The 13,663-nt window shown below is 49.7% G+C and carries 16 protein-coding genes; 11 read left to right on the forward strand and 5 right to left on the reverse strand.

Annotated elements, in window-relative coordinates:
• Positions 1-107: 107 nt before the first annotated feature.
• On the forward strand, positions 108-1,118 hold the full coding sequence (locus tag ACETK5_RS06335; RefSeq protein ID WP_394057344.1) for a LacI family DNA-binding transcriptional regulator: 1,011 nt from the start codon (positions 108-110) through the stop codon (positions 1,116-1,118).
• Between the two features lie 110 nt (positions 1,119-1,228).
• Positions 1,229-4,450: a cellobiose phosphorylase gene (locus ACETK5_RS06340; RefSeq protein WP_394054702.1), complete on the forward strand. Its 3,222-nt coding sequence runs from the start codon at positions 1,229-1,231 to the stop codon at positions 4,448-4,450.
• A 69-nt stretch (positions 4,451-4,519) separates the two neighbouring features.
• On the opposite strand, the gene ACETK5_RS06345 is transcribed toward ACETK5_RS06340, so the two are convergent.
• Complete coding sequence (locus ACETK5_RS06345) at positions 4,520-4,693, reverse strand: hypothetical protein (RefSeq protein WP_394054704.1); 174 nt, start codon at positions 4,691-4,693, stop codon at positions 4,520-4,522.
• A gap of 216 nt (positions 4,694-4,909) precedes the next feature.
• Here ACETK5_RS06345 and ACETK5_RS06350 point away from each other — a divergent pair, with 216 nt between their 5' ends.
• From ACETK5_RS06350 to ACETK5_RS06360, 3 genes are all read left to right on the forward strand, one after another.
• Positions 4,910-5,533: a TraX family protein gene (locus ACETK5_RS06350; protein WP_394054706.1), complete on the forward strand. Its 624-nt coding sequence runs from the start codon at positions 4,910-4,912 to the stop codon at positions 5,531-5,533.
• A gap of 57 nt (positions 5,534-5,590) precedes the next feature.
• Positions 5,591-6,022 (forward strand): hypothetical protein, encoded by a 432-nt coding sequence (locus ACETK5_RS06355; RefSeq protein ID WP_127594299.1) that lies wholly within the window; start codon positions 5,591-5,593, stop codon positions 6,020-6,022.
• Between the two features lie 69 nt (positions 6,023-6,091).
• Positions 6,092-6,667, forward strand: a complete 576-nt coding sequence (locus ACETK5_RS06360) for a macro domain-containing protein (RefSeq protein ID WP_100538193.1) — start codon at positions 6,092-6,094, stop codon at positions 6,665-6,667.
• 82 nt (positions 6,668-6,749) lie between these two features.
• Here ACETK5_RS06360 and ACETK5_RS06365 read toward each other — a convergent pair whose 3' ends face one another.
• A complete protein-coding gene (locus tag ACETK5_RS06365; RefSeq protein ID WP_127594301.1) occupies positions 6,750-6,947 on the reverse strand; it encodes a hypothetical protein in 198 nt (65 codons plus the stop codon).
• A gap of 89 nt (positions 6,948-7,036) precedes the next feature.
• Between ACETK5_RS06365 and rpiA the strand changes: the two genes are divergently transcribed.
• The 4 genes from rpiA to ACETK5_RS06385 all read left to right on the forward strand — a co-directional run bounded on the left by rpiA (position 7,037) and on the right by ACETK5_RS06385 (position 9,479).
• Positions 7,037-7,753 carry a ribose-5-phosphate isomerase RpiA gene (gene rpiA, locus ACETK5_RS06370; RefSeq protein WP_326118806.1) on the forward strand — a complete coding sequence of 239 codons (717 nt, stop codon included), beginning with the start codon at positions 7,037-7,039 and terminating at the stop codon, positions 7,751-7,753.
• A gap of 49 nt (positions 7,754-7,802) precedes the next feature.
• Positions 7,803-8,252 (forward strand): MarR family winged helix-turn-helix transcriptional regulator, encoded by a 450-nt coding sequence (locus ACETK5_RS06375; protein WP_100538190.1) that lies wholly within the window; start codon positions 7,803-7,805, stop codon positions 8,250-8,252.
• A gap of 30 nt (positions 8,253-8,282) precedes the next feature.
• Positions 8,283-8,714 (forward strand): GNAT family N-acetyltransferase, encoded by a 432-nt coding sequence (locus ACETK5_RS06380; RefSeq protein ID WP_394054709.1) that lies wholly within the window; start codon positions 8,283-8,285, stop codon positions 8,712-8,714.
• A 129-nt stretch (positions 8,715-8,843) separates the two neighbouring features.
• The gene (locus ACETK5_RS06385; RefSeq protein WP_394054711.1) at positions 8,844-9,479 is read left to right on the forward strand and encodes a GDSL-type esterase/lipase family protein; all 636 of its coding nucleotides are present in this window, start codon (positions 8,844-8,846) and stop codon (positions 9,477-9,479) included.
• 84 nt (positions 9,480-9,563) lie between these two features.
• Here the strand turns inward: ACETK5_RS06385 and ACETK5_RS06390 are convergent, their stop codons facing one another.
• The gene (locus tag ACETK5_RS06390) at positions 9,564-10,235 is read right to left on the reverse strand and encodes a tetratricopeptide repeat protein (RefSeq protein WP_326114068.1); all 672 of its coding nucleotides are present in this window, start codon (positions 10,233-10,235) and stop codon (positions 9,564-9,566) included.
• Positions 10,236-10,413: 178 nt separating this feature from the next.
• On the opposite strand from ACETK5_RS06390, the gene ACETK5_RS06395 reads away from it, so the two are divergent.
• Together ACETK5_RS06395 and ACETK5_RS06400 are read left to right on the forward strand one after the other, a co-directional pair.
• Positions 10,414-10,668 carry a helix-turn-helix domain-containing protein gene (locus tag ACETK5_RS06395; RefSeq protein WP_326114069.1) on the forward strand — a complete coding sequence of 85 codons (255 nt, stop codon included), beginning with the start codon at positions 10,414-10,416 and terminating at the stop codon, positions 10,666-10,668.
• Between the two features lie 205 nt (positions 10,669-10,873).
• Positions 10,874-10,981, forward strand: a complete 108-nt coding sequence (locus ACETK5_RS06400) for a YjcZ family sporulation protein (RefSeq protein ID WP_243390772.1) — start codon at positions 10,874-10,876, stop codon at positions 10,979-10,981.
• Positions 10,982-11,260: 279 nt separating this feature from the next.
• Here ACETK5_RS06400 and ACETK5_RS06405 read toward each other — a convergent pair whose 3' ends face one another.
• Complete coding sequence (locus ACETK5_RS06405) at positions 11,261-13,234, reverse strand: stalk domain-containing protein (protein ID WP_394054713.1); 1,974 nt, start codon at positions 13,232-13,234, stop codon at positions 11,261-11,263.
• A gap of 235 nt (positions 13,235-13,469) precedes the next feature.
• Positions 13,470-13,643 (reverse strand): hypothetical protein, encoded by a 174-nt coding sequence (locus ACETK5_RS06410; RefSeq protein WP_394054715.1) that lies wholly within the window; start codon positions 13,641-13,643, stop codon positions 13,470-13,472.
• Positions 13,644-13,663: the final 20 nt, after the last annotated feature.

The following is a 13,663-nucleotide window of genomic DNA, read 5'->3' on the forward strand; positions in this document are numbered from 1 at the left end:
TCCGTGCGGAATAACATTGACGAGAGCCTGCCAGCACAGGTAGAATCTAATATCAGATAGATTTGAATTAGAATATGCCGGCGAAGGTGCAGGAGCTGATTCCAAGGTTGACAACGATTTATGATATTGCCAAGAAAACAGGCTATTCGCCTACGACGGTGTCCAAAGTCTTCAACAACTATCCGGATGTCCGGGAGAAGACGAGAGCCAAGATCCTGGCAACCGCGAAGGAAATGGGCTATCTTCCGAACGCAAACGCCAGATCGCTTACGACGAAGCGATCCTGGACCATTGGTATTCTCTTTGTGGAGGCTACGGGAGCAGGGATTCGTCACCCCTATTTTGGAGCCGTGATCGAAAGCTTTAAGAAAATTGCCGTATCCAAAGGGTATGATCTGATGTTCATCTCCAAGGATGTCGGCGGCCGAAGAAGCAGTTATGTGGAGCATTGCAAAATCCGGGGCGTCGACGGTGTGGTCGTCATTCTGTCGAGCAGCGAGGACCCTGATTTCCAGGAGCTTCTGGAGAGCGGCATTCCGTGCGTCATTCTGGACTCCTCACCGGAGTTTGTGCATTCGGTTTACTCCGATAACATCGGAGGCAGCGTGCAGGCACTTCGGTATTTGCATTCGCTTGGACATCGCAGCATTGCCCACATATCGGGCGGATTGAATACGTTTGCAGGCGAGCAGCGCCAGCAAGGCTATGAGCAAGCCCTTCGGGAGCTTGATCTGGACCTAAGGGAAGAGTACATAACCGGCAGCGATTTTTTCTCCACTGAGAGTGGATATGAAGCCATGAAGAGGCTGCTGGGGCTAGAGGATCGGCCGACTGCTGTTTTTGCAGCTGGAGATCTACTCGCGCTTGGAGCTATTCGTGCCGTTCAGGATCAGGGCCTGAATGTACCGGGAGATGTGTCCATCATCGGTTTTGATGATATTGAAATGTCCCGTTACATCACCCCTGCATTAACGACAATACGCCAGGATACGGAGCAGCTGGGCACCGTTGCGGCGGAGATCCTTCTTTCTTCCATCGAAGAACAAAACGCAGCAGTCAAGTCGGTTATGCTGCCAGTTCAATTGATTATCCGGGAATCCTGCCGCCCGGTCACCTAGGTGAACCTAAAGGCAGGACTCATTTTTGCCGCTTTTCGAAACCGGTTTCGAAATCTGAATTGATTCTGAAGTCGAGTCGATTATGAACCCAATTTAAGGAGGATCTGAACATGTCAAATTATCGTTTTGAGAAGGATACCTTTGTTATCGAGCAGTATGACCTTGCCAAACCATTCTCCAGCTTTCTGCCCGGAATCGCAGGCTTGAAAGGGATTCCGATGTGGACCTTTTATGTGAATCGGGGGCAGGGGATATGCAGCTTCGGCATACGCGATAAGAACTCGCCGATCATGGAATTTTCTCCGGCGAATATCTCGTATAAGAACGTCTCCGCTACCGGCTTCCGTACGTTTATCAAGTTGGCGGGGGCACCGTCCGTTTATGAGCCGTTCCAGTCCTTTCAGCCGGATTCTCATGCGAAGAGAACGATGTTGATCCGTCAGAATGAACTTGTCATTGAGGAGGAGCACGCCGGTAACGGACTTCGCACTTCGGTATCGTACTTTCAGCTGCCCGGTGAAGATTTTGCCGCCCTTGTCCGCGAGGTCAGCATCACGAATATCGGAACTCGGACGGAATCGTTCGAGCTGCTGGACGGCATGCCGGAGATTCTGCCTTACGGTGTCGAGAACAGCGGGTACAAGGAGGTTGGCAATCTGCTGCGGAGCTGGATGGAAGTGGAGAACCTTGATCAGGGGATCCCGTTCTATAAGGTTCGCTCCAGTACGCACGACGAGGCGGAAGTTAGCGAAGTTACGAGCGGTCACTTCTATCTGTCGTTTGATCAGCATGGGCAGTTGATCAAGCCGCTTGTAGACTTTGAGCTTGTATTCGGCGGAAACACTTCATTAATCTATCCCGATCGATTTGCTGTAAGTTCGATGGAAGCTTTGATGAACGCCACGCCGTATCCCGTTAACAAGGTGCCATGCGGCTTCAGCGGGTTATCGGCCCGGCTTGCGCCCGGGGAGACGGCGACCGTTTATACGCTGATTGGTCATGTGAACGATATCGGCAAAATCAACAAGCGCTCAAAAGATTTGTGTTCTCCTGCCTATATCCTCAAGAAACGCGAGGAGGCCTCGGCATTGACCCGGAACTTGACCGAGGATGTTGCTACCAAAACGGGATTACCCCTATTTGATGAATACAGCCGTCAGTCCTATCTGGACAATTTTTTGCGGGGCGGATATCCGTTCCTATTCGATAACGGGAAGGAAGGAGTGGTCGTCCACCTATACTCCCGCAAGCATGGGGATCCGGAGCGGGATTATAACTTCTTTTCTCTTTCGCCGGAGTACTATTCACAAGGGAACGGCAATTTCCGGGATATGAATCAGAACCGCCGAAATGACGTGTTTTTCAACCCGAAGGTGGGCACATTCAACATTCGGATGTTCTTCAGTCTTATTCAAGCCGACGGTTATAACCCGCTTAGCGTAGAGGGAACGAAATTCCGCGTAAGTGAAGGGAAGGCGGAGGAACTGGAGACGCTGCTGCGGGCCTCCGCGGCGCAGGAAGATTATGAGAAGCTGGCCAAGGCATGCGCCGGGGATTATACGCCGGGTAAAATCATCAACGCGATTTCGGATCAAGGCATCCGGCTGGAGATCGGTGAGGAACAGTTCTTATCCGGGCTGTTGAGTATATCCGATCAACATTTTGCGGCTTCGTTCGGCGAGGGTTTCTGGTCGGATCATTGGACTTATAATATGGATTTGGTTGATACCTACTTGGACATTTATCCCGACCGTTATGAGGAACTATTGTTTGGCGAGAATACGTATACGTTCTTCGACAGCCCGGTGTACGTCCTTCCACGAAGTGAGAAGGTTGTGATCAGCCGTGGCAAGGTACGGCAATACGGTGCGCTGCTGGAGGACGAGGAGAAGCTGAACAAGCTCGGCAGAAAACGGAACGCGGCGGAATGGCTGCGGGTAGATAGCGGACAAGGCAGCATTTACCGCACGAATCTGTTTGTCAAAATGATCTCATTGTCCCTTAATAAAATGGCAACACTCGATCCTTACGGGATGGGGGTAGAGATGGAGGCGAACAAGCCGGGCTGGAATGACGCGATGAACGGCTTGCCGGGCCTGTTTGGGTCGGGCATGAGCGAAACGATGGAATTGAAGCGTATGGTCGCATTTATCGTGGATGCGGCCGAGCGGTTCGGCCATCAAGCGATTCAGGTCCCGGAAGAGATTGCGTCTTACTTAGTGAGTGTATACGAAGCCGTACAGCAATATCAGTCCGGCTCACTGGACTCATTCGGTTATTGGGACAGGGTAGCGGAGCAGCGTGAGGCCTATCGTGCATCGGTCCGGTACGGGATCAGCGGCCAGGAGGTTGAACTTTCGGTGAAGAACGTGAAGGATATGTACGCGGCATTTCTGGACAAAATCGAAGAAGGAATTCAGCGTGCCGAGCAGATGGGAGGCGGAATCGTGCCAACGTATTTCCGCTTTGAAGCCGAGCGCTATGAAGAGGTTCGGGATGCAGCGGGGAACCCGGTCATCACGCGCTATGGTTTGCCCGCTGCAAAAGTGCTTGAATTCAAGGCCTATGCGCTCCCGCATTTCCTGGAGGCGCCGGCCCGCGGAATGAAGCTCGCCGATGAAGGCCAGGCAAGAACGATGTATGACCGGATCAAGGCTTCCAATCTGTATGATTCCGCGCTGGGGATGTATAAAACGTCCGTCAGCCTGGAAGGCGAAACGGATGAAATTGGACGCATCCGAGCATTTACAGCGGGCTGGCTGGAGCGGGAATCCGTATTTTTGCATATGACCTATAAATACTTGCTTTCATTATTAAAAGCCGGATTGTATGACGAGTTTTTCTCGGAAATCAAAACTTCCCTAATCCCTTTTTTGGACCCAGCCGTTTATGGACGAAGTACGCTGGAGAACTCCTCGTTCATTGCCAGCAGTGTGAATCCGGATCCTCACGTGCATGGACGAGGCTTTGTGGCAAGGCTGAGTGGATCGACTGCCGAATTCCTAAGTATGTGGATTTCGATGATGGCTGGGAAAAAGGTATTCCGTTACGAAGACAACCAGCTTCAGCTGCATCTGAACCCTGTGCTTCCGGCGTGGCTGTTTGATGAGAATCAAGAAGTGTCGTTCACCTTCCTTGGTTCCGTCAAGGTGACGTATCGCAGTGAGCGCGCAGCAAATACGTATGGTCAGGACGGCGTTACGATTCAGCGATTAACGCTCATTACGGTGGGAGGGGATTCGATCGAGGTGGATGGCCCCCTCCTTACAGGAGAGTTGGCTCATGAAGTCCGCAATGGGAACATCCGGGCAATTCATGCTGTAATGAGATAGATGTCACTTGCTCCAAGTAGACCACCCGGCAAATCTCGGGTGGTCTATTGATAGTTATGAGAAGTTTTTTTATTCATTAGGAGGCTTTTCATTATTGCTTGTCATGGCTGAGCCAAACATAATGCCAATGCCAGCACCGATCGCAATGCCGATAGCGATATTTTTCATGGCAACTCCAATCGCTACGCCAACGCCGATCCCCATGCTAATCCCAAGGGCCATGTTGTTTTTTTTCTTTTCCATAAGGCCGTCACCTCCATCTGCATCATGTTGATCCAAACAAGTTCCCTTCTCAAGCTGCTATTGTTCTTATTATAGAGGATATGGACTTAGGATGCCGGATATCCGGTTCCTTCATGTTTTCTTCGCTTGCAAGTCCCCGTGTTGCAACCCATAATAGATATATCGATTTCAAGTACATATGGATTCAATATCTTCGAGTGCGAGGAGGGGGTTATCATGCAGTGGATCGCCATGCTGACGATGCTGATTGATCATGTAGGGCTTGTGTTTTTTCCGCGCCAGGAGGTTTGGAGAATCATCGGCCGCATTGCATTCCCAATCTACGTCTATGCTCTCGTTCAGGGGCACCGCTTCACTTCTTCGAGACCCAAGTATATCATTCGGCTGGCCGTTATTGCTGCGATTTCTCAAATTCCCTATCAGCTTGCGCTGGATCCTGAAGGGTTGAATGTGGTCATTACCCTGGTAGCTGGGGCCATCGTTTTGTATGTGCTGGAACGATCGGATTCCCAGCTGTTATCGTGGATGGTTGTTGTTGCCGCCTGTGCGTTAATGAGTGGATTTCCGTTTGATTACGGAGCTTACGGCCTGCTGTTGATTTTGATATTCCGATATGCCCAGGCCAGCTGGCTTGTTCCGCTTCATATGGTGTTGAACCTGTTATTCTGGTTCCTTAATAACTGGGAGCTGCAGATGTGGAGCGTCATCCCGACGGCTGTAATAGCTTATGGCCCGCATGTATGGAAGAAGCTGGAGTCCATCCGGGTGAGCCGCTGGGTATGGCGTTCATTTTATCCGCTGCATTTACTGATTATTGCGTTATTACGGGTGTTTTTATAGAGAAAAACTCTATAGGTGAATGCCCGATGGATTGATTATATACAAGGAGAGACATACATGTTGAATATCGCAATTGCTGCCGGCATTCTTTTGTTCGCGGCGGCGGGTTACATCGCATTCATGAACTCCAAATTAATTGCGGATAAAAAACGGGAAGCATACATTCCTCCGCCTGCTTCGGAATATACCGTTTATATGACGCCTCAGTTCACGGAGGAGGACAAAAGGTCGATGAGTCCCATCGGGGTCATGGAATTCCGCGATCCGCAAGGCATGATGAAGGTATATCTTTGCCGGGTCAAGAATGAATCCGAGGATCTGAAGCTGGAGCAAGCCGGCCATGTGTTTCTTCATCATTTGACCAAGGCCAGGGACACCGGCACGCTGATGTTCTACCGTACGGTGGAGGAAGCGCTGCAAGGACCGGAAGAGAAGAGTTTGACCGACCGACTGTCTGCAGCTGCGAAAAAAAAGCCGAGAACAGAATAGGCAAACAGGGTCAATCCACCCACTTGCGGGGTAATAAAGAAATAAAAGACCGAAAGGAGATTTTCCGAAATGAAAACATTTAAAATCGGAAGGACATCGGTCTCCGTCTTTATAGGCGATATTACGACATGGACGGGCGACATTATCGTCAATGCTGCAAATTCGGGACTGCTGGGTGGAAAAGGCGTGGACGGCGCAATTCATAGCGCCGGCGGGCCGGAGATCATGGAGCAGTGTATGGAAATTCGCAAGCAGCAAGGCGGATGCCCGCCTGGCAACGCCGTCATCACCGGAGCAGGCCGGCTGCCTGCCCAGCATATCATTCATACGGTTGGCCCGATCTGGGAGGGCGGTGGACGGCGTGAGGAGCATACGCTGGCGGAATGCTACCGCAACAGTCTTCTGCTTGCAATCGAGGTGGGTGCCAGAAGCATCGCCTTTCCTAATATAAGCACGGGTATCTATGAGTATCCTAAGGCTCCGGCATGTGACGTTGCGTTAAAGGCGGTTACGAAGCTGCTTGAGGAGGATCTGCCGGATAACCGTCTGGATCGGATTGACTTCGTTTGTTTTTCTCCTGATAATGAAGAACTCTATGTCCATTGGCTTGAGCAGTTCACGCAGGAGAAGGAGGCGCAAATATAAGCTCCGCTTAAAAATTATTAATTCTATAACCTTAATAAAAATCAGGGGCGCAGTTAGCGCCCCTGCCGTTTGTCAGTCGACTTTACATATGATAGGAACCGCTTGGCTCAAACAGTACCCATTCCAGCATCGTGATCATATCGTCGAGGCGGGCTTCCTGATTGAGAAGAGAAGCTCGCTCCGGACTGTTCTCTTCGAGAGCAGTCAAGCGGGTTTGCAGCTTTTTCTTCTGCATTGTAAGTTCATTGATCTTGGATTTGATCTGGTTCTCTGTTCGCATGGTATAATCCTTTCGTTAGTTATGAAATCTCATCAATTCACCCCATATTATAGCATTTGATTCAGCTTAAGACGAAGGAGGGGGTTCACATGACAAGTGAATATAATATGAAGAAAATGGCGGCGGAGCATGCCGCCAAGTATGTGCAGGATGGAATGAAGATAGGACTGGGCACGGGCTCAACCGCTTATTACGCCATTCTCAAAATCGGCGAGATGGTCAGATCCGGGCTCTCGATCCAGGCTGTGGCTACCTCTGAAGCTTCGGAGAAGCTTGCGATGGAACAAGGGATATCCCTGACCCCCATACATCAGATCGAACGCTTGGATTTGACGATTGACGGGGCTGATGAGCTGGATGATCAGCTGCGGTTAATCAAGGGAGGGGGCGGGGCCCTTCTCCGTGAGAAGATCACTGCTTTTCACAGCGAACGGCTTGTGATTGTGGCGGATGAAGCGAAAGCCGTAACTCAACTCGGCGCTTTCCCGCTGCCGGTTGAGATTGTCCCTTTTGCATATGAGTGGACGGTTCGGTCACTGGCCCAGCTTGGCTGTTCGGTGTTAATCCGCCGTAAGCAAGATGAAGGGTTTTACGTTACGGATAACGGGAATTATATTGCTGATTGCCGGTTTCAGCATATTGCCCGTCCAGAGGAATTAAGCTCTCGGCTAGGCGCCATTCCGGGCGTGGTTGAACATGGGCTGTTTATCGGTATGGCCGACCAAGCGATCATAGGCTGCCGGGATGGAACGGTACGGATATTGCATTCCGGGAGCATAGGAGCAAAGAATATATTTGACAGTTGATCTGGCGTTCATTAACCTTAATTACATGATATCTTTCGGAGGGTGAAATATGTCGGATATTCAAGAACACGAGGATACCCCGTTACATTTGCTGGTTGTCCTTGCCAGAGCTTATAACGCAGTGATGACACATTCCAATCGCAGCATCAATAGTCACGGATTGAACTCCACCGAATTCGGTGTATTGGATGTACTCTATCACAAAGGACCGCAGCCGCTGCAAAAAATAGGGGAGAAGGTGCTCATTTCCAGCGGTAACATTACATACGTGGTGGATAAGCTTCAAAAGAAAAACCTGCTGGTTCGCCGGGCTTCCGCTGAGGATCGGCGCGTCATTTATGCTGAGCTTACCGCAGAGGGACAAGAATTCTTCGAAGCCATTTTCCCTCAGCATCAGGAATTAATGGTTAAGGTTCTCAGCGGCTTGTCGGAAGACGAGAGAGTGCAAGCGGCGGCGCTGCTGCGCAAGCTGGGGATCAGTGCAGAGAAGATGCTGTAGACCTAAACAAGTTTTAGATTGGAGATATGTATGCTTAAAGATATAACGATGCAAGCGATGCAACCCGAAGTAAAGGAACTGCTCAGCTACTCGGTATTTTCGGATCCGGAGGCGGTGGATCAGGCGGCAGCTGCTTATCAGACGGGCCGAAGCCGGCTGTTTGGATTTGAAGAGGACGGACTTCTCTTAGGAATCATCGGTTTTGATGTCGATCGGGACGAGCTTACCATTCGGCACCTTGCCGTTCTTCCGGAGAATCGGGGAAAGGGATATGGACGCGGAATGATTTTGGAGCTGCTCCTTGAGGTCCAGCCTAAGCCGGCCCGAGTCATTGCGGAAACGGATGAAGAAGCCGTAAACTTCTACCGCAGTATCGGCTTTGAGGTATACAGCCTGGGAGAGAAGTATCCGGGCGTTGAAAGATTCCGCTGCATTTACGAGGTGGAGGAGTCCGAAGAATAGGCCATTTATATAAAAAAGCATGTTTGCCGACTTCGAGTGGAATTAAAATTGCCATTCAAGACAATAAACCCGTTTCGCAATGGGGGCCTTCCTCATATAATATCGTAACGAGCGGGGCAGGGGGTGAACATGTTGGTGTACCATTATACCGCTGTCGGCGATTCCTTGACCTTCGGGTTTGGGGCAATGCCTGGCAGCGGTTTTGTTCCGTTATACCGTCGGATGGCGGAGGAGAAGCTTCGCCAGTTCGTGGCCCATGAGAATCTTGGGGTCAATGGATTAACCTCGGATGAGTTATACGATCGTGTCGTTCGACTTCCTACGTATCGCTATCATCTGCAGCAGGCCCAGATCATCACGATATCGATCGGAGGCAATGACTTGATACGTGCGGTAAAGTCCACGGGGGGGCGACCGAAGCGGGAGGTGCTGGACGCTGCTTTGTATCGATGTCAGAATCATGTGGCTAATACCGTTAGACATATCCGTAAAATAAAGTCACCGGTCAGCAAACCTTATTTTATTCGCGCTATCGGTCTGTATAATCCATATCCGGCCTGGACGGAGGCAACGGAATACGTGATTCGGTTCAATCGGCATTTGATGGGGTTAAGTGACGGCTATTTTCGAATAGCTGATATTTACACACAATTTTCAGGCCGAGAGAAAGAACTGATGTCGGTGGACGGTTTACACCCGAATGGCCGAGGGTACCGGGTGATCGCGGAACAATTAAACCGGCTTGGGTACAAGCCACTTGCATAAATAACCGAATGATCAAGAAAAAAAGGGCGTCCCATGGTCTTTTGACCGTGTGGGCGCCCTTGGTTTATGGTAATCACATATTATTTAAAATAATTTCCTGAAAAAACTTCGTACGGCCCATTTGCGTTCTTGCCGTTTCTTGTACTTGGGCAGTGACCGATACACATCCAGCGATTCCTGATAAGACTTCTTGGCATCTTCGGTCCTTCCAAGCGATTGATACATATAACCCAGCAAATAAAAGGCTTCGCTGGAGGAAGAGTGAATGGAATGGAACTGTTCCAAATAATGGAGGGCCTTCTCCCGATCCGAATCCCGAAATGCATCGGCAAGCCTAAGATAAGGCCGGCCATATTTGACCCTCGGGTTGATCTCCAGTGCCCGGATCATATCCGCCTCCCCTTGTGTGATGCTGCCGGTATGCAGGCGTGCATGTCCGATATCGTCCCAGAATTCGGCGGAGTCCTCTAGACTGGATTCTATGGATTCCAGCAGCTTCAGAGCCTCCCCATACTTACGGCGCTCCAGTAGCAATCTGGCAAGCTCGTGCCTTGATGAAACGTCGCTAGGGCTCACAGCAATCAGTCTGCGCAGCTTGGAAATATTCCGTGCACGCTTGATTGGCTTGGTCAAGCTGGGAAATACCCCGACAAAACGGCGATCCAGCACATACACGATGAGAAGCAGCACAAGAATTGCCGTAATCGGATTACCGAAGATGTAGAACAGAAATCCAAAAATGATGAGTTTAGACAAAAGAGATCCCTCAATTTCTATGTAAATTTGTAACACAAATTATACCATAACATGGATTTATTTAGGTGGAAACACGATCGGTTCTATAGACCTTGAAGACATGCGCATGTCGGAATAGGCCATAGGTATTGAAAGAAGGTCGATGATAGCCGATAAAGGTAGTAAAGAGGTGATAATCATGGCGAAAAAGGGACAAATATTTCATCATTACAGTTTCGAAACGAAAAAAAAGGCAGTCGCCATGCGGCTGGAGGGTATGACTAAGAAAGAAGTGGCATCCGCCTTACAAATATCAGATATCGGACGGCTGAAAGTGTGGATGCGCAAATACCGTGAGTTGGGCGAGGAAGGTTTGATCGATCGCCGCAGACGAAATGTACATTCAGACCATGTCAACGAGCGGGATGGAAAAGAACTGCTTTCGCAGGTATAAGAATCAAAAATTACATGAGGCGTGGTGAACGACCGTTCCACCGCGCCTTTTTCATATGGGAATCAAGGGTGATTTTCTATAGTCGTATCCGGCAGTTCCGAATGCATGGGCCAATTCATTAATCTTATCTCGAACAGGCGGCAGCCCAGTTCATTTGAGCGGAACCGACATAACATGTGGTATGTTCAAAAAAGGAGGGATTCATGTGAGCGGAGTAGGAGAAGGTTATGGTGGTTATGGATATGGCTCTTCTATAGGTGCTATTCTGGTATTATTCATCTTGTTAGTTATCATTACTCGCGCATTTATCTAATCCATCTTTTGAGTGAACAAACCAACTGAATCAATAAGTGAACACCGAGCACCTTGAGCAGTCACAACGACAGACCGTCCAAAAGAGGCATGGCCTCTTCTTAGGGCGGTCTTGTTTTTGATGAAGCGACAATCGGGGCTAATGACTTGTTTTGAATCATATGGTTAAGCGCCTATCAGAAAATCCCTAATAAAAACAGACCGCTCGAAAGAGTGGTCTGTTTTTGGGAGAACGAACATGGACCCGGGTTCAAGCTCTTGTCCCGGTCTGTTCCTGCTGCTACATCATAATCAATATAACCTTACCGTTTACGAAAGATACGATATCAAAATTCGAGTAACCCCAGGTTTCAATGGTTTTCCCGCCGCCGGTGGTAATGTCCTTGGCTGCCGGGTTCCCCCATGAAAGCTGCACCTGTTCTTTTGTCATGCCGAGGGAAACCTGGCCTGCTTTAATCTGTTTCCAGACCGATGCGGACCATTTGTATTTTTGGTAAGGGTCGAAATTTAATAACGAAGAACGGTCTGCAAACAGCTGCATCACTTCCGAAGAGCGCATAGGATAGCTTTTCACGGTTTTTCCTGATCCCGTTTTGAAGATCACGTTGAATTCGCCTTTGTCGTCCGGCAAAATGTCGGTTACCGTCAATTTCGAGAAACGTTCCAAGTCTTCGAAATCGTTCACCCAATACGTTCGGCCGATAAATTTAACCAAGCTGCCTTGCATCGCTTTTTTGATCAAGCCGGCCGTTTCGCTGGAGACAACGGTCATAGCTGCATCTCCGCCGAAGGAGATATTCGCTTGCTTCCACTTGGCATCCCAGCTGATTTTCGCGCCCAGAACATCGGATAATATGGTGGCTGGAATCAGCAGCTCGCCTTTGTCGGTTATCGGAACCGCCTTTAGACGCAGCGGGCTATCATTCAGCTTGGCCTGGTTGCTGCCGGCCGTGAACGAGAGCACGGTCTCTCCGAACTTGGCCTCCACGGCTCCGTTTTTGGCCGAATAGGTGCCGCCCAGTGCCTGAATGACGGATTTGGCCGGCACCATGATATTCCCGTTTACTTGTTTCGCATATTTCAAATTGTTGCGCAGACTGGACGATACCGTTATCGATTTGGACAAACCGCCCGAGGTTACCGTAATCTGTGTCTTGCCAACGCCCGCAGACTTCAGTGTTCCATTCTTCTGTATGCTCATCAAATAAGGCTTGTCTATATCGATCTGGGCATCTTTAACCGGCACTTTAATCTTGGCCCCGTTTGTGTAAGTCTCCTGGATACTGACTTCCAGGGTGTCGCCTACATAAGGCTTGGCATCGGATACCGAAACCGATAAGGCCTTAACGACAGGCACATCAACCGATTTGTTCTGTCCGTTCGTGTGATGTATCCAGCTTCCGTCCGAGCGCTGTGCATAGAACCCTTCCGACAGATCCTTGGCATTTCCGTAAATGGAGGTTCTCACGATCCCGCTTAGTCCGGAGACCTGCTCCTTGAGCTTCCAGCGGTCTTTATACACTCCGGTTGTCCATACGGTTCCGTCTTGGAGCGTCACAATCAGAAGATCCGTCGGCTCATTGGATGCGTAAACGATATGAGCTGCGTTCTGGGCGACGGTAACCGGGATGATGCGCCCGTTATCGTCGAAGTTGGACGTTTCGTATACAACCACATCACCGTTGTCACGCAATAGGGCAACACGCCCGCTGTGAACCGTCATGGATTTGACCCCTGCCGGGTTTTCCACGATACCGAGCTTCTTGAATTGTCCCTTTTTGTAGTTATCCTCTAATAGCAGCTCCCCGTTTGAGGACAAGGCGGCAAATTCTTGATCCGCATTGGCGATGAGCAAAATGCCGCTGAGGTTTTTTGCTTTTTCCGAGCCGTTCCATACGGTGCCGTCTGACTTCAGCCAGTAGTAACCCGCTATCTGCTTCACCCCGCTTGTTCCCGGAACGACCTTGGGTCCCTTGCCGATATCCCATTCCACTAATCGCCCATCCTGCGTCATACCGATGCCTGCATATTCATAACCGCTGATGGCTGCAACTTTACCCGGCGTGCGAATGGCATGTCGTCCGTCAATCAAGGACCACATGGAGCCATCGCTCATCAGGTAGGTGTTTCTTCCCGCAATGTCGCTGATCTGGAGCTTGGACTCTTCGGCAGAAGCGATCCCGTGCGTCGTGCCTGCAAAACCAAGTCCCACCAGCATGCTAAACCATACGAGAACATACAACGTTCTTCTCACTTACATGACCTCTCTTCACTACAATTAGGAATATTTTTCAAACAGCTATATTGATTCGACAAAATCGGTGCTATTCCTGCAATTTGTCGCTTGGTGTTATGGCTAAAAAAGGGAACAAAAAAACGCCCGCCGGATATCCGGGGGCGCCTTGCCGGTTAAACTCGCGATAGTTCGTTGTATTGCCTCGAACTAACGGCGTTAGTTAAGGGGATTCATCGTGGTTGCAGAAACCTGATTAAGGAATGCCAGTTCCCTTCAACAGCAATAGAGCCGCGTATAAATCATTCTTTACTGTTTCGATTTTGGCGATTTTCCTGAACGTGAGAATAGAGATTAAAGCGATCAAGGCATATTTCATTCTCGTTCGTTCTATTTCTGTATCTTCATGGCTAATAACAAAAAGATTCATGAATCAGATCCTCCTCTCGT

This window comes from Paenibacillus ilasis (assembly GCF_043195395.1).
GTDB lineage: Bacteria > Bacillota > Bacilli > Paenibacillales > Paenibacillaceae > Paenibacillus_AQ > Paenibacillus_AQ lautus.